Origin of the sequence: Paractinoplanes ovalisporus (genome assembly GCF_016834655.1) — a bacterium.
Classification (GTDB): Bacteria; Actinomycetota; Actinomycetes; order Mycobacteriales; family Micromonosporaceae; genus Actinoplanes; species Actinoplanes ovalisporus.
The window spans coordinates 388,607-408,890 of the sequence record NZ_JAENHP010000007.1; the positions used below are offsets into that span (position 1 = coordinate 388,607).

16 protein-coding genes are annotated in these 20,284 nt (G+C 71.4%); 9 read left to right on the forward strand and 7 right to left on the reverse strand.

Annotation, left to right across the window (positions count from 1 at the left end):
- Window positions 1–109: 109 nt before the first annotated feature.
- The 3 genes from JIG36_RS54175 to JIG36_RS53365 form a co-directional block, all read right to left on the reverse strand.
- The gene (locus JIG36_RS54175) at window positions 110–2,275 is read right to left on the reverse strand and encodes an eCIS core domain-containing protein (protein WP_203378605.1); all 2,166 of its coding nucleotides are present in this window, start codon (window positions 2,273–2,275) and stop codon (window positions 110–112) included.
- A gap of 214 nt (window positions 2,276–2,489) precedes the next feature.
- A complete protein-coding gene (locus JIG36_RS23990; RefSeq protein ID WP_307872887.1) occupies window positions 2,490–3,446 on the reverse strand; it encodes an aminoglycoside phosphotransferase family protein in 957 nt (318 codons plus the stop codon).
- Window positions 3,447–3,457: 11 nt separating this feature from the next.
- On the reverse strand, window positions 3,458–3,586 hold the full coding sequence (locus JIG36_RS53365) for a hypothetical protein (RefSeq protein WP_268919671.1): 129 nt from the start codon (window positions 3,584–3,586) through the stop codon (window positions 3,458–3,460).
- 70 nt (window positions 3,587–3,656) lie between these two features.
- Here JIG36_RS53365 and JIG36_RS23995 point away from each other — a divergent pair, with 70 nt between their 5' ends.
- The 3 genes from JIG36_RS23995 to JIG36_RS24005 are packed head-to-tail and all read left to right on the forward strand — an operon-like array spanning window position 3,657 to window position 6,748.
- Window positions 3,657–4,658 carry a Bug family tripartite tricarboxylate transporter substrate binding protein gene (locus JIG36_RS23995; protein WP_203378607.1) on the forward strand — a complete coding sequence of 334 codons (1,002 nt, stop codon included), beginning with the start codon at window positions 3,657–3,659 and terminating at the stop codon, window positions 4,656–4,658.
- A gap of 21 nt (window positions 4,659–4,679) precedes the next feature.
- Window positions 4,680–5,201 (forward strand): tripartite tricarboxylate transporter TctB family protein, encoded by a 522-nt coding sequence (locus JIG36_RS24000; protein WP_203378608.1) that lies wholly within the window; start codon window positions 4,680–4,682, stop codon window positions 5,199–5,201.
- Complete coding sequence (locus JIG36_RS24005) at window positions 5,198–6,748, forward strand: tripartite tricarboxylate transporter permease (RefSeq protein WP_203378609.1); 1,551 nt, start codon at window positions 5,198–5,200, stop codon at window positions 6,746–6,748. The genes JIG36_RS24000 and JIG36_RS24005 overlap by 4 nt, the downstream gene beginning before the upstream one ends.
- 101 nt (window positions 6,749–6,849) lie before the next feature.
- Here JIG36_RS24005 and JIG36_RS24010 read toward each other — a convergent pair whose 3' ends face one another.
- Entirely contained in the window at window positions 6,850–7,803 is a 954-nt protein-coding gene (locus JIG36_RS24010; RefSeq protein WP_307872888.1) for a Bug family tripartite tricarboxylate transporter substrate binding protein, read from the reverse strand.
- Window positions 7,804–7,877: 74 nt separating this feature from the next.
- On the opposite strand from JIG36_RS24010, the gene JIG36_RS24015 reads away from it, so the two are divergent.
- Both JIG36_RS24015 and JIG36_RS24020 read left to right on the forward strand, forming a co-directional pair.
- Entirely contained in the window at window positions 7,878–9,422 is a 1,545-nt protein-coding gene (locus JIG36_RS24015) for a sensor histidine kinase (protein ID WP_203378610.1), read from the forward strand.
- Window positions 9,419–10,087, forward strand: a complete 669-nt coding sequence (locus JIG36_RS24020) for a response regulator (RefSeq protein ID WP_203378611.1) — start codon at window positions 9,419–9,421, stop codon at window positions 10,085–10,087. The genes JIG36_RS24015 and JIG36_RS24020 overlap by 4 nt, the downstream gene beginning before the upstream one ends.
- Here JIG36_RS24020 and JIG36_RS24025 read toward each other — a convergent pair.
- The 3 genes from JIG36_RS24025 to JIG36_RS24035 form a co-directional block, all read right to left on the reverse strand.
- On the reverse strand, window positions 10,069–12,156 hold the full coding sequence (locus JIG36_RS24025) for a SpoIIE family protein phosphatase (protein WP_203378612.1): 2,088 nt from the start codon (window positions 12,154–12,156) through the stop codon (window positions 10,069–10,071). The two genes, JIG36_RS24020 and JIG36_RS24025, sit on opposite strands and share 19 nt — an antisense overlap.
- 31 nt (window positions 12,157–12,187) lie before the next feature.
- The gene (locus tag JIG36_RS24030) at window positions 12,188–12,559 is read right to left on the reverse strand and encodes an STAS domain-containing protein (protein WP_203378613.1); all 372 of its coding nucleotides are present in this window, start codon (window positions 12,557–12,559) and stop codon (window positions 12,188–12,190) included.
- Window positions 12,560–12,973: 414 nt separating this feature from the next.
- The gene (locus JIG36_RS24035; RefSeq protein WP_203378614.1) at window positions 12,974–14,512 is read right to left on the reverse strand and encodes a DNA polymerase IV; all 1,539 of its coding nucleotides are present in this window, start codon (window positions 14,510–14,512) and stop codon (window positions 12,974–12,976) included.
- A gap of 272 nt (window positions 14,513–14,784) precedes the next feature.
- Here JIG36_RS24035 and JIG36_RS24040 point away from each other — a divergent pair, with 272 nt between their 5' ends.
- Genes JIG36_RS24040 through JIG36_RS24055 form a run of 4 tightly spaced genes read left to right on the forward strand, consistent with a single transcriptional unit; the run spans window position 14,785 to window position 20,282 of the window.
- A complete protein-coding gene (locus tag JIG36_RS24040; RefSeq protein ID WP_203378615.1) occupies window positions 14,785–16,416 on the forward strand; it encodes an ABC transporter substrate-binding protein in 1,632 nt (543 codons plus the stop codon).
- Between the two features lie 4 nt (window positions 16,417–16,420).
- A complete protein-coding gene (locus JIG36_RS24045; protein WP_203378616.1) occupies window positions 16,421–17,431 on the forward strand; it encodes an ABC transporter permease in 1,011 nt (336 codons plus the stop codon).
- Entirely contained in the window at window positions 17,431–18,288 is an 858-nt protein-coding gene (locus JIG36_RS24050; protein ID WP_203378617.1) for an ABC transporter permease, read from the forward strand. The genes JIG36_RS24045 and JIG36_RS24050 overlap by 1 nt, the downstream gene beginning before the upstream one ends.
- Complete coding sequence (locus JIG36_RS24055) at window positions 18,285–20,282, forward strand: ABC transporter ATP-binding protein (protein WP_307872889.1); 1,998 nt, start codon at window positions 18,285–18,287, stop codon at window positions 20,280–20,282. Before JIG36_RS24050 ends, JIG36_RS24055 begins: the two co-directional genes overlap by 4 nt.
- The last annotated feature ends 2 nt before the right edge of the window (window positions 20,283–20,284 follow it).

Sequence of the window (20,284 nt, forward strand, 5' to 3'; positions counted from 1 at the left end):
CGGCAGCCGCGTGGTCGACGCCACAACGGACGACATCAGCGAGGTGTACGCGCTGCGCACGGTCGCCACCACGGCCCGCCTCGCTCTGCCGGCCGACCTGCCGCCTGGCCTAGGGGCGGGGGCGGGGTGGTTGTTCGGCTATCGCGCGGCCGGGGTTGTCGATGTGGCGGCCCAGGCGGTGGAGTTCGGCCGACAGGCGGTCGTCGAGGGCGGTGTAGGCGCGGTCGCGGGCCCGTACGACCTGGGCGAACCCGCTCATCCGGCCGGCCAGGTCGCCGACGAAGGCGCTCTCCGAATGCAGCGGAAGCCACGCGTGTTCCAAGATCGGGTATCTCAGGGCCAGCGACCAGAACAGGTCGTCCAGGTCGCCGGCGATCGTCTGGAGCATCTCGGCGCGGCGGTCGATCTCGTCGGCCAGCTGGGGCAGGCCCGATCGGTAGGGGGCGATCTGCTGGAGCAGGTCGATGCCGCGGCTCTCGTAGTTCTCGGCCGACGAGCGGAACGACGCCACCTTCTGCGGCGGGGCGGCGGCACCCTGCGCCACCCGGGCCAGGGCGGTGTCCCAGTCCGGTCCGCGCTGGTCAACCGGGATCAGGCCGAGGCCGACAATCAACAGGGCGGCCCGGGCCTGGTACACCCGGAGGCCGCGCCACTCGTTCTCGTACGTTCCGCGCAGCGCCTCGACGTCGGCGAAGGCCTCGAGCCGGGCCGGATCGGGGTGGCCGGCCAGGAATTCCGCCTCGGCGTCGGCGACCACGGACCGCATGTACGACTGGAGCGGGTGGGTCACCTTCTCGACCGTGGTCCGGGTCTGCTCGTCGGACGCGTTCGCGTACAGGTCGAGCAGGGTGCGCCCGAGCTGCACGGCGGTGAAGGTCCTGGCGACGACCGAGCCCTTCGGGGTGCGGGACAGGGCGGGGGTGTCCTCCCGGGGCAGGCCGTTGGCGTCGACGCCGGTCACGCGGGCCTTCGCGCGGCCGCCCTCGTACTCGACCTTCACTGACAGCCGGCCCGACTTGACCACCTCGCCGTCGGCGGGCAGAGATTTGGCGGTACGCGTCGTCGGCTCCCCGGCCGTCGACGTGCCCTTGGGCGTCGCCGGTGCTGTCTCGGGCGTCGCCGGTGTGGGTGGTGAGCTCTTGGGTGCGGCCGGGGCGGACGGTGTGGTCTTGGGCGCCGAGGGTGTGCCCTTGGGCGGGCTCGACGATGTGCCCTGCGGTGCCGCCGAGTTCGGTGGGGGCGACGGTGGGGTCTTGGGTGTCGGCGAGGTCGCGGGAGCGGGCGGGTTCGGCGGGGCGATCGGGATGGGCTCGCGGGCCACGACCGACAGCGCCGGGCGCCCGGCCCGCGTCGACGACCGGCTCGCCGTCTTGGGGGACACCTCGCCGACGCCGACGACCCGGGCCCGTACGGGCTCGTGGGGTTCGATGACGGTCAGGCCCCGGCTCCGGGCGTACGTGATCAGCCGCTCCCGGCACGTCGTGCAGATCGTCTGGTCGCTGACCACGATCAGCTTGCCGCCGGGAAGCTGGGCCGGTCCGTGCGTCTCCAGCGCCCGCACGCACCGGGCCTCGGCGTGGGCGTCCGGTCCGCTGCCGTGGAAATGGTCGGCCGCGACCGCCACCCGCCGGCCTTCCGCGTCGACGAGCTGCACTCCGGCGTACGTCTCGAAGCCCTTGCCGAGCGGCGCCCCGGTGGCCGTCGGGTTGCCGTCCGCGTCGACGGCGAGACTCCCCGGCGGCACCGTCGCCGGTGACGAGCGGTACGAGTCGCCGGCGCCGCTGGTGGACGACGTGAACCCGCGCTGACTCTGGACGAGCTGGGTCCACATCTCTTCCGGAGTGAGCGCCGGTGGCCGTCCCGATCCGCCTCCGCCGGGCGGGTCGGGTGAGCGCTGCGGCCCGGTGACGGTCATCGGCCCGAGCTGGGCCCGGCCCCCGGCCAGCACCGTCTCGGCCGCGGATTCGGCCGCCTGCTCGCCGACCGGGTCCGGCTTCGTGCCGGCCGGCGCCCGGCCGCCCTGCTGCACGACGTGGGCCAGCTCGTGGGCGATCAGCTTCGGCGCCGGTGGGACATCCCGGGCCAGATACACATCGGAGCCGATCGTGACCGCGCGGGCCCGCATCGACCGCGCGGTCTCGGCCGCCTCCTCGCCGGAGTGCAGACGTACGCCCGAGAAGTCGTACCCGAACCCGGCCTCCATCGCCGTCCGGACCGGCTCCTCCAACGGCTCCGATCCGTCCCGCCGCGGTTCCGAGACGTGCTCTCCGCTCACCGCCGTCCTCCTTCGAGGCCCCGGAAACAGGCACAATCTCGAGCCCGGGAAGAAGCGCACTCCGAGCCCGGAAGAAACGCAGTCCGAGTCCTGGAATCAGCGCACTGTGCGCCGCCGAACAGGGCACCTTGAGTCCAGGCAACAGGCGTTCCACCCGCCTGCGCTTCCGGGAAGTCCCTAGGAGCTCCGTTGGCACCGACGTATGCGGACCGAACTAGGCCTCGCTGAGGATCACGTCGACGACGTGCGACTCGTCGTCGGCCAGGGACTTCCACAGGGCCCAGCCGCGGCCGCGTCTCCACGTGGCGTCGTCGACGCCGAGTCGGTCGCGGAAGGCGCGGCGGCCCTCGGCGGTCAGCAGCGTCCACGCGACGGCCAGGTCGCACGCCGGGTCCCCGACGCCACACGTGCCGAAGTCAATGACGGCCGACAACCGCCCGGCGTCGAGGAGCAAATTGCCCGCGGCCACGTCGCCGTGGAACCAGTAGGGGACGCCGTCCCAGGGCGCGCCGAGTGCGTCCGCCCAGATCTCACGGACCAGAGTGAAGGAGTTCGCGCGGTCGGCGGCGAAGAGGATGTCGCAGTCCGCGGCGCAGTCGGGGACGACGGACGAGAGCTCGCGTTCAAGGGCGGCGGTCAGCAGGCCCTCGAAGGTCCGCAGGGTGCCACCCCGGAACCAGTTGTGCTTGCCGGGGCCCGGGCCACCGGCCGGGTCGATGGATCGGAGCGCCGCCAGGAACTCGGCCAGGTCGAGGGCGAACCGCACCGGGTCGGCGATGGCGGCCGGGGTGGCCGGTGTGCCGTCCAGCCACTCGTAGACCGACCACGGAAACGGGTATCCGGGACCGGGTGCGCCTTTGGCCAGCGGCTTCGGGATGGGCTGGGGCAGGCGGGACGCGAACCGGGGCAGCCAGTGGTGTTCCTTGTCGACGGCCTGGGCGTATTCGGCGGCGCTCGGCAGCCGCACCGACATGTGGTCACCCAGGTGGAAGGTCCGGTTGTCCCAGCCGCCGTCCGCCACCGGCCGCACCGGCAGGTGGGCCCACTGCGGGAACTGCTCGGCGACGAGACGGCCCACCTGCCCGGCGTCGACCGTGAGGCGCCGCGGCGGAGGCCCGAGATCGGGAACGTCGTCCGTCAAAGGTGGATCGAGAGAGGGAACGTCGCTCACCGGGACACGATTCACCAGCGGCCGGGCCGCACGCCACCGATATCCGGCCCGGCGACCGCGACGACAAAGACCGCGACGACAAAGACCGCGACCATAAAGGCCAAAACGACCATCAGGACCGTAAGGGTGACGTGCGCCACTGGTCGGCAGCAGCATCGGCGCAACACAAGCGCAACGGTGCGGTTATACGCCGGCCGGAGGAGGACCGCCATGAACAGACGCACGTTCGCGGCCACGGCCGCCGTGGCGCTCCTGGCCACCGCGACCGCCGGGTGCCAGAAGGACACCGCGGGCGGCGGCTCGGCCGAGTATCCGTCGAAGACCCTGCAGCTGATGGTGCCGGCCGCGCCCGGCGGCGGCTGGGACCTGACCGCCCGCACCATGCAGAAGACCATGACCGACGGCAAGCTGCTCGACCAGCCGGTCGAGGTCTACAACGTGACCGGCGCGGCCGGGACGATCGGCCTGGCCCAGCTCGTGTCCAAGAACAAGGGCGACGCCCACCACCTGATGGTGATGGGCCTGGTGATGGTCGGCGGCGTGGTCGCCAACAAGTCGCCGGTCAAGCTCGACCAGGTCACGCCGATCGCCACGCTGACCGCCGAGCAGGAGGTCATCGTCGTCCCGGCCAATTCCAAGTACACGTCGCTGGAGCAGCTCATGGCCGACGCCAAGGCCAACCCGGCGTCGATCAACTGGGGTGGCGGCTCGGCCGGTGGCACCGACCAGATCCTGGTCGGACTGCTGGCCAAGGCGGCCGGGGCCGACCCCAAGGCGATGAAGTATGTCGCATACTCCGGAGGCGGCGAGGCGAAAGCGGCCCTGCTCGCGGGTGATCTGACCGCGGCGGTGTCCGGGCAGAGCGAGTTCAAGGATCTCGTCTCGGCGGGCAAGGTACGCGCCCTCGCTGTCTCCGGCACCAACGGTGTCGACGTGGGTGAGGGCAAGCCCGCGAAGACCATCAAGGAGCAGGGCCTCGACGTCGAACTGATGAACTGGCGCGGTGTCGTGGCGCCGCCCGGGATCAGCGACGCCGACAAGACCGCGGTCACCGCGTTCATCGACAAGCTGCACTCGTCGTCCGGCTGGACCGACGCCATGAAGGCGCAGGGCTGGGAGGACTTCTACAAGAGCGGCGACGAGGCGGCGGCCTACTTCACCGCCGAGAACGAGCGCATCACCAGCGTCCTGACCGACATCGGGCTGGGCTAGATGTCGGCAGGGTCCGAGCCGGTGCGGCAGGCTACCCAGAGCCGCCGCACCGGCGTGGTGCTCGCCGCCGGCCTCCTCGCCGTCGGTGTCTTTCTGCTGTGGTCGGCGGTGACGGCCGACGGCGACTTCGGTGCGCAGGGGCCGAGGCTGGCGCCCGTCGTGATCACCGTGGCGTGGGTGGTGGCAGCGGCCGTGTTCCTGGCGATGCAATTGCGGCCCCAGACCGATGCCACCGCCGAGCCGGAGATCGACCCGGAAACGCCCACCGAGGACGAGGAGAACGACGGGGACGCGCCGGCCGCCAAGGCGGGCTGGCTGGCGCCGGGAGGCGTGCTGGCTGCTCTGGCCGGTCTCGCCATCGCGCTGGAGTACGCGGGCTTCGTCGTCTCGGCGGCGCTGTTCATCGTGGTGACCGCGCGTATCCTCGGCAGCCGTCACCTCGTCCGTGACGTGATCGTCGCGATCGTCCTGCCGGTCGTCGTCTACCTCGGCTTCACCCGGCTGCTCGACATCTTCCTGCCGGCGGGAGTGTTCCCGCTGTGAACGTCTTCGGCGACCTGCTCTCCGGGTTCGGCACCGTCCTGACCCCGGAATACCTGCTGTACGCGGCGATCGGCGTCACCCTGGGCACGTTCGTCGGGGTGCTGCCCGGCATCGGCCCCGCGCTCACCATCGCCCTGCTGCTGCCGGTCACGTTCAGCCTGGACGACCCGATCGGCACGTTCATCATGTTCGCCGGCATCTACTACGGCGCCATGTACGGCGGTTCCACCACCTCGATCCTGCTCAACACCCCGGGCGAGTCGGCCTCGGTCGCCACCGCCATCGAGGGCTATCAGATGGCCCGCCGGGGGAGAGCCAAGGCCGCCCTGGCCACGGCCGCGATCGGCTCGTTCGTCGCCGGCACCATCTCGACCCTGCTGCTCAGCCTGTTCGCCCAGCCGGTGGCGAAACTCGCGACGACGTTCCGGGCCGCGGACTATTTCGCCCTGGCGTTGCTGGCCATGGTCGCCGTCACCGCGCTCGTCGGGCGTTCCCTCGTACGGGGTCTGCTGTCGTTGATCTTCGGTTTGTTCCTCGGTGTGATCGGCATCGACGGGCTGACCGGGCAGGCCCGGTTCACGTTCGGCACGATGGAGCTGCTCGAGGGCATCGACGTGGTGGTGGTGATCGTCGGCCTGTTCGCGATCGGCGAGACCCTGTTCGTGGCCAGCCGGATGCACCACCTGCCCGAGCACGTGACACCGCTGGAATCCGGCGCCGGCAACCACAAGTCGTGGATGAGCCGCGACGACTGGCGGCGCTCGTGGGCCCCGTGGCTGCGCGGCACCGCGGTCGGGTTCCCGTTCGGCGCCCTGCCCTCCGGGGGCGCCGACGTGCCCACGTTCCTGTCGTACACGTACGAGAAACACCGCTCGAAGAACCGGGAACAGTTCGGCAAGGGGGCCATCGAGGGCGTCGCCGGTCCCGAGGCCGCCAACAACGCGGCGTTCTCCGGTGTGCTGGTGCCGCTGCTGACCCTCGGCATCCCGACCTCGGCCACGGCCGCCGTGATGCTGGCCGCGTTCCAGATCTTCAACCTGCAGCCCGGCCCGCAGCTGTTCGACAACTCGCCCGAGCTGGTGTGGGCGCTGATCGCCTCGCTCTACGTCGGCAACGTGCTGCTGCTCGCCCTGAACCTGCCCCTGATCCGGGTGTGGGTCAAGGTGCTGCAGATCCCGAGACCCATCCTGTACGCCGGGATCCTGGTCTTCGCCACGCTCGGTGTCTACGCGTCGACGGGCAGCGTCAACCAGGTCTTCATCGCGTACGGGATCGGGGTGATCGGCTTCGGCATGCGGCACTTCGACTTCCCGATCGCGCCGGTGATCCTGGGTCTGATCCTCGGGCCGATGATGGAGCTGCAGTTCCGCCGGGCCCTCGTGCTGTCGAACGGTGACCTGACCGTCTTCGTCTCGCGGCCGCTCACCGCGATCCTGCTCGCGCTGGTCGTGGTGGCGTTGCTGGTGCCCTATCTGCCGCGTATCGTGGCGCGGCTCCGGGGCCGGCCCGCCGAGTCGAAGCGCCTGACGTTCGCGGAGGACGATTGAGCGGACGTCGATCGAGCGCCGACGGCAGCGCAAGCTCGCAGAGCGCATGTTCAAAGAGCGCAAGATCAAAGAGCACAGGACGATTGCGCCGTACGGGTGGATCAGGCGCGACCGGCGACGCCCAGCCGGCTGAGGACACGAGCGACCCGACGACTCTCGTCCTCGATGAACCGGCTGAAGTCCCCACCGGTCAGGAACGCCCCGGTCCACCCGAACCGGTCGCGGGCCCCGGCCCACTCGGCGGACGCATCCACCGCCGCGAACATCGACCGGATCCCCTCGGCGTCGGCCGCCGGCAACCCGGGCGGGGCGACCAGCCCGCGCCAGTTGTTGACGACCACGTCGAACCCGGCGGAGCGTACGGTCGGCACCGCCACCCGGCCGACCGTACGCTCGCTGGTCACGGCGAGGGCCCGCAGCTGACCCGACTCGATCTGGTCGGTGTATTCGCTCAGCCCCGACATCGCGAAGTCCACCTCACGGTTCAGGATCGCGGCCAGCAGGTCGCCGCCGCCGTCGTGCCGGGTGTAGGCGACCCGGACCGGTTCGAGGCCGACCGCCTCGGCGATCAGCATCGCGGCCAGATGGTCGGGGCCGCCGACCGCCGAGCCACCGCCGACCCGCAGCGTCTTGTCGGCCCGCCAGGCTTCCACGAGCGCGTGCAGATCCCCGTACGGGGAATCGCGTCTGACCACGACGATCGCCGGCTCCTGCACGAGGCGGCACACGGGTGTGGTTTTCGCCAGCACCGGCGGCTGACCCGTGGCCAGTTCGGCGCCGACCAGTCCCAGGCCCATCAGCATGGCCAGGTGGCTGTTGCCGCGCTCGTAGGTCAGCCGGCGCAGCCCGACCACGCCACTCGCGCCGGGCAGGTTGAACACCTCGACGCCGCGCGCCACCCCCGACGCGTCGAGCGCGCGGGCCAGCACCCGGGCCGTGATGTCATAGCCGCTGCCCGGCGGATTGGGGACCATGATGCGCAGGTCGTCGCCGGGTTGTGCGCACGCGCCGACGGTGGCCGCCAGGGCCAGTCCCAGCACCGTACGCCGTCGCACCCGGCACCCCCTTGCGTTCACCGCCCGGAAACACTTTGCTGTGGACTGTCCCACACCTGGCGAGGAGGAACCACGTGCGGCATCGACTGTCGTTCGCCGGCCAGTTGCTGCTCCTGCAACTGGCGATCGTCCTCCTGGTCGTGCTCGCGGTGGCCGCGGTGTCGATCGCCGAGGCCGACACGTCGTTCCGGCGCGTCGAGGGCGAACGCCTGCGCTCGGTCGGCGAGAACACCGCGATCAACCGGACCGTACGCCTGGGGCTGGACAACCCGCTCGGCCGCGAAGCCCTGGAGACGGTCGCCGAGAGCGCCCGGGCCGTGTCCGGAGCCTCGTACGTGATGGTGACCGACGCCGCCGGAACGATCGTGACCGGTCCCGACGCCGGCCGGGCGGCGCCGATGGGGGCCAGCACCGGCCTCACCGGACGGTCGTGGGTCGGCGTGATCAGCGAGGGCGGCAAGTCGCTGGCCGCGCACGTCCCGGTGCTCGACGAGGACGACGGTCGCTTCATCGGGCTGATCATCGTCGGGCGCACCTACCCGACCCTGGTCGACCAGCTCGGCACCGCGGTGACCGACCTGCTCACCTATCTCGTGCTCGGGATCGGGCTCGGGGTCGGCGGCTCGCTGCTGCTGGCCCGCCGGGTCAAACGGCAGACCCTGGGCCTGGAACCGCGCGAGATCGCCGGCCTGGTCGAGCACCGCGAGGCGATGCTGCACGGCATCAAGGAGGGCGTCATCGGCACCGACTCGGCGCACCGGGTCACGCTCGCCAACGACGAGGCGATCCGGCTGCTCGGCATGCCGCCCGACGTGGTCGGCCGCTCGCTGGAGGAGCAGCGCCTGGAACCGGCCCTGCTCGACGTGCTCACCGGCAGGTCGGTCGGCGTCGACCAGGTTGTGCTCAGCGACGACCGGGTGGTGGTGCTCAACCGGCAGCCGGTGGTGATGCGCGACCAGGCCGTCGGTTCGGTGACGACCCTGCGCGACCGCACCGAGCTGACCGCGCTGCGCCGCGAGCTCGACGTCAGCCGGCACACCACCGACACGCTGCGGGCGCAGGCCCACGAGTTCGTCAACCGGCTGCACACCATCGCCGGGCTGGTCGAGCTGGGCGAGCACGACGAGGTGGTCCGCTACATCACCCGCACCAGCGAGCTCCACGAGAGCCTGGACCGGCAGGTGACCGAGGTGGTCCGCGACACTGCGCTGGCCGCCCTGCTGATCGCCAAGGCCAGCCTGGCGAGCGAGCAGGGGGTCACGTTGTCGATCGGCGAGGGCACCGACCTGCCCCCGGTCGGCGACCGGCTCTCGGCCGACCTGGTCACGGTGGTCGGCAATCTCGTGGACAACGCCTTCGACGCGCTCCAGCCCGGGGGCGCGATCACGGTCACCGTACGGGCGGAGGAGGGCGACGTGGTCGTCACGGTCACCGACAGCGGCCCGGGCGTCGCCCCCGACCTGGCCGAGCGGGTCTTCCAGCAGGGTTACACCACCAAGAACGAGGCCCAGGGGCATCACGGCCTGGGCCTGGCGATGATCCGGCTGATCTGCGCCCACCGGGGCGGCCGGGTCGAGGTGTCCGGCTCGACGTTCACCGCCCGGCTGGGGCTGTCATGATCCGGGTGCTGGTGGTCGACGACGACTTCATGGTGGCCCGGATCCACCGCGGCTACGTCGACCGGGTTCCCGGCTATCGCACGGTCGGCACCGTCCACACCGGCGCCGACGCGCTGGCCCAGGTCGCCGAGCTGCGGCCCGACCTGGTCCTGCTCGACATCTATCTGCCCGACCTCAGCGGCCTGGAGGTGCTGAAACGCCTGCGCTCGGGCGGCGACGGCCCCGACGTGCTGGCCGTGACCGCGGCCCGCGACGTGCAGACGGTCCGCTCGGCCCTGCACGGGGGCGTCGTGCACTACCTCCTCAAGCCGTTCACGTTCGACGTGCTGCGCGACCGCCTCGAGCGTTACGCCGCCGCCTACGAGCGTCTGGCCGAGACGACCGACGTGGACCAGGCCGATGTCGACGACCTGTTCGTGGCCTTGCGCACCGCCGCCGCGCCGCTGCCCAAGGGTCTCACCGCCGACACGTCGTTGCTGATCGCGGAGGCCATGCGAGCCAGCGACGGCGACCTGTCGGCGGCCGAGTGCGCCGAGCGGATCGGCCTGTCGCGGGTCAGCACCCGCCGCTACCTGGAGCATTTCGTCACGGCCGGAAAGGCCGAGGTGCGGCTCCGGTACGGGTCGGCCGGTCGCCCCCAGCGCCGCTACCGCTGGATGGGGTAGTCCGGGTCTTCGGTGCGGTGAGCCAGGGCGACGAGCGTCAGCACCATGTCGGCGGTGCTGCCGGCCGGTGCGAAGAGGATCAGCTCGGTGGTGTTGCCGCGGTGCAGGGCGTCCAGCTGGTGCAGGGCGGCGACGCCCGCGCTGGCCAGGTGCGTGACGCCGGTCAGGTCGACCGTCAGCGGGCGGGCTCCGGTGGAACCGGCCGTGCGGATGCCCCGGTGGAACTCGGCCACGGTTGTCGCGTCGACCGGGCCCTCGACGCGGATCCGCGGGCCCGGAGCCGAGGGCTGGTCGAGAACCAGCAGCGGAAGATTCTGCCCGGTCGCCACCGGTGCGGGTTTCCAGGTCACGTCGCCGGCGGTGAACAGGCGGGCGGGCCGGTTCAGCCGTAGCGACACGGTAGTGGTGGTCCCCTGGTCGTCGTGGTCGATGTGCAGCGTGTCGACCAGCTCCGCGGTGATCTGCAGGCCGAGACCCCGATCGGGCGAGGGCGCCGGCGCCCGCCAGCGGCCCCGGTCGGAGACCTGGAGCCGGACCTCGCCCGAGCCGAGCAGGCACGCGGTCACCCGGCACAGGTGCGGGCCGGCGGAGTCGAGATAGGCGTGGTCCATGGAGTTGGTGACCAGCTCCACCACCGCGTGCACGAGCGCGTAGCTGTCGTGCCGGTTCACCCGGAAGCCGTTCAGCCACGTCTGGAGGCGTTTGCGGATCTCGGCCGGCCACTGCTGGTCGACGCTGAAGTCCACGCTCAGGTCGGCCGGCGGGGCGACCCGTTGCCCGGCCAGCAGGGTGATGTCGTCGCGGTAGCCCGAGATGCGGGTCAGGATCTCCAGTGTCTGGGTGCAGACCCGCTCGGCCGGGGAGGCGGTGTCGAGGCGCATGGCCCGGTCGCCGACGATGTCGCCCGCGGCCTGGGCCAGTTCGACGGTGCTCGCGGCCAGGTCGCGGTCCGGGCGTTCCAGGATGCCGTCGGTGTAGAGCAGGAGCAGATCCCCGTCGTCCAGCCGGTCGGCGCCGACGTGCTCGGCGGTGAACGTTCCGCCGACGCCCAGCGGGCCGGCGCCGCTGGGCGGCAGATAGCGGGCGGGCTCGCCGACCGGCACCAGCAGCGGTGGCGGGTGACCGGCGGTGCAGTACCGCAGGTCTCCGGTGACCGGGTCGAGGACGACCACGCAGACGGTGGCCGAGGCGGCGCCGGGTATGCGGGTGGCGGCGCGGTCGACGGCCCGCAACACGGCGCCGATGTCCGGGCCGGCGGTGAGTCGTTTGTCCGGCAGTTCGGCGTCGGTCTCCGGGTTGGCGGTGAGTCGTTTGCCCGGCAGGTCGGCGTCGGTCTCCGGGCCGGCGGTGAGTCGTTCGGCCAGCAGGACGCGGAGCTGCCCCATGGCCGCGGAGGCGGCGACGCCGTGCCCGACCACGTCGCCGACGATCAGCGCGCACCGGCCGCCGGGCAGCACCAGCGCGTCGAACCAGTCGCCCCCGGCCGCGGTGTCGCTGTCGGCCAGCAGATAACTCGCCGCTATCTGCAGGCCGGGCAGCACCGGCACGCCGGCCGGGAGCAGCTGCCGCTGCAGCGCGTTGATCATCTCGCGGGCGTGCTCGAAACGGCGTTCGGCCTCGTCCGTGCGCCGCTGCGCGGCCTGCCGCTGACGCACCCGCTCGGTCACGTCGACCATCACGGCGGTCACACCGACCACTTCGCCCCGCGACCCGAACCGGGGGGCGTAGTTGAGGTCGACGAAGAACTCGACCAGGCCGCCGGCGTGGGGCAGCACCATCTCGGCCCGGAAGTCGGGCAGGAACAGCGGCCGGCCGGAATCGTAGACCTTGTCGAAGGCCTGGAACGGCTGCTGCCCCAGGACCTCGGCGAACACGTCACGCATCCGGGCGCCGATCAGCCGCGGACGGTCGGTGTAGGTGCGGTAGGCGTCGGTCGCGGCCACGATCCGGTGATCGGGGCCCTCGGTCGCCACCACCATCATCGGCAGCTGATCGAACACCGCCGTGACCACCGGCGGCGCCCCAGCCGGCGACGACAGATCACTGTGCTGATCAGGGTGGTCGGACATCGGACCCACCCTACGTCCGGTGCCACCGGTGTCACAGCACCCCGGGCGTCCCTTTCAGGGTGGTTGCGGCGGTGAAATCGAACAGCTCCAGGACGCCGGCGATGGTCAGGATCTGGACGACGTTGTCGTGGGCCCGGCCGATCTCGAGCCGGTAGCCGTGCCGCTCGGCCGTGTCACGGCAGAACAGCAGCTCACGGATGCCGGCTGAGCCGATGAAGGTGAGGTCGCCGAGATCGAGAACCACCCGCTTCCCCGGTCGGACGGGGAGCAGTTCGACCACCCGGCGGCGCAGCTCGGCGCAGTTGTCGGCGTCGACCTCGCCGGCGATCATGATGACGACGAGATCACCCGTTCGGGGGCCGGGATGGATGTCGACGAGGGTGCGTTCAAAGGGGTCGCGCATGGGGGTCCTCCAGGCTCAGGATCGCTTCGATCTGACCCACCCACGGCCGCGGGCGGGTGCCGAGAAGACAGCCCAAGCGGACAGGACCGGGAACCCGACGTGGTTCGTTGGAGCGAAGGCTACTCTCCCGCGCCCTGCGGGTCACGCGATCGGGGGTGTCACCCTCGCCGACGACGGGTGGATCTCGCGCTCGTTCACGACGCCGACACCTGTCCCGCGGCTGCGGCGAGGTCCACTCACGAAACAGCCGCAACGACCCTTCAGTTTCGTGGCCACGGTGCGGCTGCGACGGGACCCACTCACGAAACGGGCGCAACGACCCTCCGGTTTCGCGGCCACGGCAGGGCTGCAGCGAGGCCCAACTACGAGACGGGCGCAACGACCCTCCAGTCTCGTGGCCTTGGCGGGACCTACCTACGAAACGGACGCTACGACCCGCCAGTCGGGGGGATCGGCGGGGCGCAGCGCGGGATCGTCAACCGCGAACGTGTGCACGGGACCGGGCGGGGTGGACGGGCCCTCGAACCGAACGGTGACCCGGCCGCGGCCGCTGCCCCACACCCAGCCGGCACCGTGGGCGTCGTGGTGGACGTCCTGCCCGGGGCGCCAGCCGCCGGACGCCGACTCGGGCCGGGACGGCTGAACCGGCTCGGGGGAGGGCTGGCCCGCGACGGCGTCACCCGGCCCGACCTCACTCGACCCCACTTCGCCTGGCCCGATCCCGCCTGACCGCGCCTCGCCCGGCTCGACTCCGCCTGATTGCGCCTCGCCCGGCCCGACCTCGCCTGACCGCGCCTCGCCCGGCCGGACACCGCCGGGTGCGCCGCCGCCCGGCCCGACCCCGGCGAGGATGTCACCGGCCGCCGGCTGGTCGTCGGTGGGGGTCTGGGTGCCGAACAGGTCGTCCTGCACGAAGTCGGCCAGGGTGGTGGCGCCGACCCCGAGCAGGCGGATGCCGGCCGACGTGTCGACCTCGGCCAGCAGGCGGCGGGCGAACTGGGCGACCAGCCGCGGGTCGTCGGTGGGCTGGGCCCGGGTGGCCGAGCGGGTGATCGTGGTGAAGTCGTGGTGGCGGACCTTGATGGTGATCGTGCGGGCGGACAGGCCACCCGACCGCAGGCGGCCCCCGACCCGCGTGGCCAGCAGGTCGATCTCGGCGTTGAGACGGGCGCGGTCGGTGAGGTCGACGTCGAACGTCTCTTCGGCCGAGACCGACTTGGCCTCACGCTCGCCGACCACCGGACGGGTGTCGTCGGCCCGGGCCAGCCGGAACAGGCCGGACCCGTGGGCCTGGCCGAACCAGTCGATCAGGTCGGCCAGGTCGACGCGGGCGAGGTCGCCGATGGTGTGCACGGTGGCGCGGCGCAACCGCTCGGCGGTGGCCGGGCCGACGCCGGGCAGCCTGGTCACCGGCAGGGGACGCAGCAGCGCCTGTTCCTCGCCGGGGGCGGCGACGGTCAGGCCGTCGGGCTTGTGGAGATCGGAGCCGATCTTGGCGACGAGCTTCGAGGAGCCGACGCCGATCGAGGCGGTCACCCCGCCGGTGGCCTCGGCGATGGCCGCCCTGATCTGCTCGGCCAGCGCGGTGACACCGGGGACGGACAGGTCGTGGTGGCCGGCGGCGGCCAGGTCGAGGTAGGCCTCGTCGATCGAGACCTGCTCGACCAGCGGGGACACCTCGGCCAGCAGGGCCATGACGACCTCGCTGGTCTTGCGGTAGGCCGCGAAGCGCGGCGACAGGAAGGCCGTGCCGGGTGGGCAGCGCCGCCGGGCCTCGGCGGTGGGCATGGCCGAACGGGCCCCGAAGCGGCGAGCCTCGTAGGAAGCGGTGGAGACGACCCCGCGCCCGGCCACCCCGCCGACGATGACCGGACGGCCGCGCAGCGACACCTTGTCGCGCTGCTCGACGGCGGCGAACATCGCGTCGAGGTCGACGTGGGCGATCCGGGTCATGCCACCAGTGTCGGCCCGGGGTATGACACTTTGCCGACCCGCCATGCCGGGGCCCGCTCACGATTTACCGTGAACAGGAGTTTGTATCGGCTGTGTGAACGCGTGTGAACTCTTTTCGCGCTGGTCATCGGCCGTTCGGACAGGCTGTGAGACGAATGGTTTCAGCTTGGCTGTGAACAACAGGCAGGCTCTTGTTCACTCTCACGTTATCCGGTAGAACTCCGTTCACGGCCCTTTGGGTCGCCAGCCGTTCGGCTCGAGGAGGACCACCCATGGCTCCGCCAAACATTTCCCGTCGCGGCCTGCTCCAGCTCGGTGGCAGCGTGGCGCTTCTGATGACGACCGGCGCCTGCGCCGCCGGCAGCAAGGACAACCCGGACTCCAGCGCGTCGGCCGGACCCGCCGCGACCACCCTGCGGATCGCCGTCTCCAGCTATCTCTCCAGCTGGGACCAGGACTTCGTGGGCTTCGACCTGACCGCGCTGATGCTGTTCAAGAACGTGTACCCCTACATGATCGACTACGGGGTCACCAAGGCCGGCGACAGCGAGATCCTGGACACCGCGAACATCACCCCCACGTTCGCCGAGTCGTTCGAGCCGGACAGCACCCAGAAGATCTGGACGCTGAAGCTGCGCAAGGGCGTCATGTTCCCCAGCGGCAACGAGATGAAGGCGGCCGACGTCAAGTGGTCGAAGGACCGCGCGTTCGCGGCCCAGGCCAACGTCGCCGGCATCTACCGCACCATCGGCCTGACCAAGCCCGAGCAGGTCATCGTCAAGGACGACTACACGGTCGAGTTCCACCAGGAGTTCCCGAGCGCCCTGACCAAGCAGATCCAGGCCATCTCGCTCTACGTCTTCGACTCGGTCGAGGCCAAGAAGCACGCCACCGACGCCGACCCGTGGGCCAAGGAGTGGTTCGCCAAGAACGCGCCGACCGGTGGCTACTTCAACGTCACCAAGGCCACCCAGGGCCAGGAGATCGAGCTCAGCGCGAACAAGGCCTACCCGGGCACCGACGGCGCCAAGACCCCGACCATCCGGCTCTCGGTCGTGCCGGCCGCGGCCAACCAGCGCCTTCAGCTGCAGGCGGGCGACATCGACATCGCGCTCGGCATCACCGGCCAGGACCTGCAGGACCTGAAGAAGGTCGAGGGCGTCAAGGTGCTCTCGGCGGCCAGCAACAACCAGGTCATGATGACGATGTCGGTCACCACGGCGCCGTTCGACGACGTCAACGTGCGCAAGGCCCTGGCCTTCGCGGTGCCCTACGAGCAGATCATCAAGAACGTGTACGGCGGTGACGCCCGACCCGTGAAGAGCTACGTGCCGCTGGACATGCCCGGCTACGCCGAGACCGGCTACCCGTTCACCTACGACATCGAGCAGGCCAAGGCGGCCCTGGCGGCCTCGGGCAAGACCGCGGTCAACTCGGAGCTGGTGTTCGAGGCCAACAACGACGAGCAGCAGAAGATCGCCGTGCAGGTGCAGGCCGAGGCGGCCAAGGCGGGCATCACGCTCAAGCTGACCCCGCTCGACCCGGCGACGCTGGGCGAGCGCCGCACCCAGAAGAGCATCCCGCTGCAGATCACCACGGGTCAGCTCTGGGTCAACGACGTCGAGTACATGCTGGCGACGTTCTATGTGAAGGGCGCGGCGCTCAACTACGCGAACCTGAACAACGCCGAGCTCGAGGAGATCTACACCAAGTCGCACACCACCGTCGAGGAGTCGGCCCGCCTGCAGCTCTGGTCGCAGGTGCAGTCGATCCTGGCGGCCGAGGTGCCGGCGGTGATGATCTGCCAGCCCAACTTCAACCTTCCCGTACGCGAGAAGGTGGCGGGCTGGGTGCAACCGATGGACGGCCTAGCGCGTCTCCGCTACCTGAGCGCATCGGCCTGATCCCGTGCGAATTCTGCGTTTCGTCGGTCGCCGGCTGCTCCAGCTGATCCCCGTTCTGCTCGGGGTGGTCGTGCTGACCTTCCTGCTGGTTCGCGTGCTGCCCGGTGACCCGATCCGCAGCATCCTCGGGCCCAACGCGACCGAGGCCGATGCGGACGCCGCGCGCGCCCGCTTCGGCCTCGACCAGCCCATGTGGAAGCAGTTCCTGGACTACCTGGGCGGCCTGTTCACGGGCGACTTCGGCACCTCGATCCAGAGTGGGGCGCCGGTCACCGGCGAGATGGCGCTGCGCCTGGGCCCCACCCTGGAGCTGGTGGTCATCGCGGTCACGATCGCCGTGCTGCTGGCCATCTGGCTGGGCATCTGGTCGGCACGGCGGGCCGACCGGTTCGGCGACCACACCGTGCGGATCTTCGCCCTGTTCGGCAACTCGATCCCGGAGTTCTGGCTGGGCCTGGTGCTGATCCTGGTCGGCTACGCCGCACTGGGCTGGTTCCCGGCCCCCAGCGGCCGCGTCGACCCCGACGCCGACCTCACCCCGCTGACCGGCGCCGACCTGGTCGACGCGCTGATCACGGGCAACGGGCCGGCCATCTCGTCGGCCGCCGCGCACCTCGTGCTGCCGGTGCTCACACTGGTCATCGGCGTGCTCGCGCCGCTGCTCCGGAGCGTACGGGCATCGGCCCTGGAAGTGCTCCGCAGCGAGGCGTACGCCGCCGCGGCCGCCCACGGGCTGCCCGAACGCACCCTGCTGCGCGGCTATCTGCGGCGGGCGACCCTCGTCCGTCTGCCGTCGCTGGCCGCGCTCGTGTTCGGCACCGCGCTCGGCTCGACCGTGCTGGTCGAGTACGTCTACTCGTGGCAGGGCTTCGGCCAGTGGGCGCTGCGTGGGCTGCTCTACCGCGACTACCCGGTCGTGCAGGCGTCCGTGCTGATCATCGCGTTCGCCTATGTCCTGGTCTTCCTCATCGCCGACGTCGTGCACGCCTGGCTCGACCCGAGAGTGAAAATCTGATGGCCGCGATCGAGATGGCACCGGTCGTCTCCAGCAACCGGGACGGCCGCTTCGCCAAGGTCCTCATCTACGTGGGCAGCGGCATCCTGGTCGTGGCCGCGCTGGCCGCCCTGCTGGCCCCGCTCCTGACCAGGTGGGGGCCGACCGAGATCGACCCGTCCGGCACCCTGGCCGCGCCCGGCGGGGAACACCTGCTCGGCACCGACGGCAACGGCATGGACGTGTGGAGCCGGGTGCTGCACGCCGCCCGCCTCGACCTGGGCATCGCCGTGCTGGCGGTCGCGCTGGCGGTGGTGGTCGGCACGCTGCTGGGCCTGCTCGCCGGCTATCTGGGCGGCTGGGTCGACGACGTGCTGATGCGCATCGTCGACATCTTCCAGGCGTTCCCCACGTTCATCCTGGCCCTGGCGGTCAGCGCACTGCTCGGCGGCGGGTTCTTCAACCTGGTCGTCACGATCGCCGCGGTCAACGCCCCGGCCTACGCCCGGCTGGTGCGGGCCGAGGTGCGCACGCTGCGCGAGATGCAGTACATCGACGCGGCCAAGACCTCGGGCGCGTCCACGATCGGGATCATGTGGCGGCATCTGCTGCCCAACAGCCTGACCCCCGTACGGGTCATCGCGCCCCTGAACTGCGGATGGGCCATGCTCACGCTGGCCGGCCTGTCGTTCCTCGGCCTGGGCGTCACGGTGCCCACCGCCGAGTGGGGCTCGATGATCAGCCTCGGCACGTCCGATGTCGTCGCCGGTCGCTGGTGGACCTCGGTGCCGCCCGGCCTGGCCCTGCTCGTCTGCGTCCTCGGCTTCAGCCTGCTCGGCGAGGGCCTGCAGGAACGCGCGGACGCGAAGAGGCGGTGACCGTGCCCTCCGAAACGATCACTCGCGAACAGGCGGTGACCATGCTCGACATCCAGGACCTCTCGGTGGTCATCCACCGGCCCGGCCGTCAGGTCGCGGCGCTCAGCAACGTCAGTTTCTCGGTCGCCCCCGGCGAAGTGGTCGGGCTGGTCGGCGAGAGCGGCGGCGGCAAGAGCATGGTCGCCCGGGCGATCGTCGGCATGCTGCCCTCGGGTTCGCACGCCACCGGGCGGGTCGGCTTCGACGGCGCCGACGTGCTCCGCATGGACGCGGCCGACCTGGCCCGGCACCGGGGGAGCGGAGCCGCGATCTGCTTCCAGAACCCCCGGGGAGCGCTCAGCCCCACCCGTACGGTGGGACGGCAGTTGATCGACCGCCTGGTCACGCACCAGGACATGAAGGGCGATCGCGCCGCCGAGACGGCCAAGGAACTGTTCGCGGCGGTCGGCATCCGCAACCCGGCGCGGCGGCTGGAGGCCTATCCGCACGAGCTGTCGGGTGGCATGGCCCAGCGCGTGATGATCTCGCTCGCCACCGGCTGCGCGCCCGGGCTGCTGATCGCCGACGAGCCGACCACCGGCCTCGACGTGACGCTGACCCGCGAGATCCTGCGCCAGTTCCGGCACGCGGCCGACACCGACGGCCGGGGCGTGCTGCTCATCTCGCACGACCTGGCCTCGATCGCCGAGGTGTGCGACCGGGTCGTGGTGCTCTATGCGGGCACGGTCGTCGAGAGCGGCCCGGCGGCCAAGGTGCTGCGCGAGCCGGCCCACCCCTACACCCGGGCGCTGCTGCGCTCGGTCCCCGACGTCGGCGGCGGTCGTGTGGTGGCCACGGCGGGCGGCATGCCGCTGATGACCGCGGCGCCGCACGACTGCCCGTTCGCGCCGCGTTGCGCCCACGCAACCGACGACTGCCGCAGCACGCGCCCCGAGACGACAATGCTCGACGGCGACTGGTCTCTGGCGTGCTTCCACCCCCAGGAGACGCCGCTGGCCGAGGCCATCGCCGCCGACCTGACGACGGCTGCCACGGAGCCGGGCGATGTGGTCCTGAAGATCGAGGACGCGCACGTCGTCTATCGCAGCCGGTTCGGGTCGGGTGGGCACCACGCGTTGCGTGGCGTCAGCCTGGAGCTGCGGGCCGGCGAGACGCTGGGCGTGGTCGGGGAGAGCGGCTGCGGCAAGAGCACCCTGGCCAAGCTCATCATGGGCCTGGTCGAGCCGTCCGAGGGCAGCGTCGAGGTGGCCGGCAAGGGCGTCCGCAAGCAGAGCCGCGCCGAACGGACCCGGGCCCAGATGGTGTTCCAGGACCCGATCGGCTCGCTGAGCCCCCGCCGTACGGTCGGGGACTCCATCGCCGAACCGTTGCGCGCGGCCAAGGTGCCCGCCAAGGAGCGTGCACAACGGGTCGAGGCGGCGCTGGGCCGTATGGAGCTCGACCCCTCGATCCTGACCCGGCTCCCGCACGAGCTCTCGGGCGGCCAGGCCCAGCGCATCGGCATCGCCCGGGCCCTGGTCGGCCGGCCCGACCTGATCGTCTTCGACGAGCCCACCAGCGCCCTCGACGTCACCGTGCAGGCCCAGATCCTCGACGTCATCGCCGACGTCGCCTCGGACGCCGGCCACGGCTCGGTGTTCATCTCGCACGACCTGGCCACCGTGCGCGGCTTCGCCGACCGGGTCGTCGTGCTCTACCTCGGCCGGGTGGTCGAGGAGGGGCCGGTCGACGAGGTCTTCGACCGCCCCAAGCACCCGTACACCCGTGCCCTGCTGGGCAGCGCACCGCGGCTGGGTGAGACCCGCACCGCGGACGTCCAGCTGGTCAAGGACCTCGACGAGGCCGACGCCGCCACCGGTTGCGCCCTCGCCGCCCGCTGCCCCTTCGTGACCGACACCTGCCGGTCGCAGGAGCAGACCCTCCAGCCGTACGGCGAAACCCGGGCCGCCTGCTGGCGTGTGCCCGAGCTGACCGCCCTGATCGAAAAGAGCTGAGC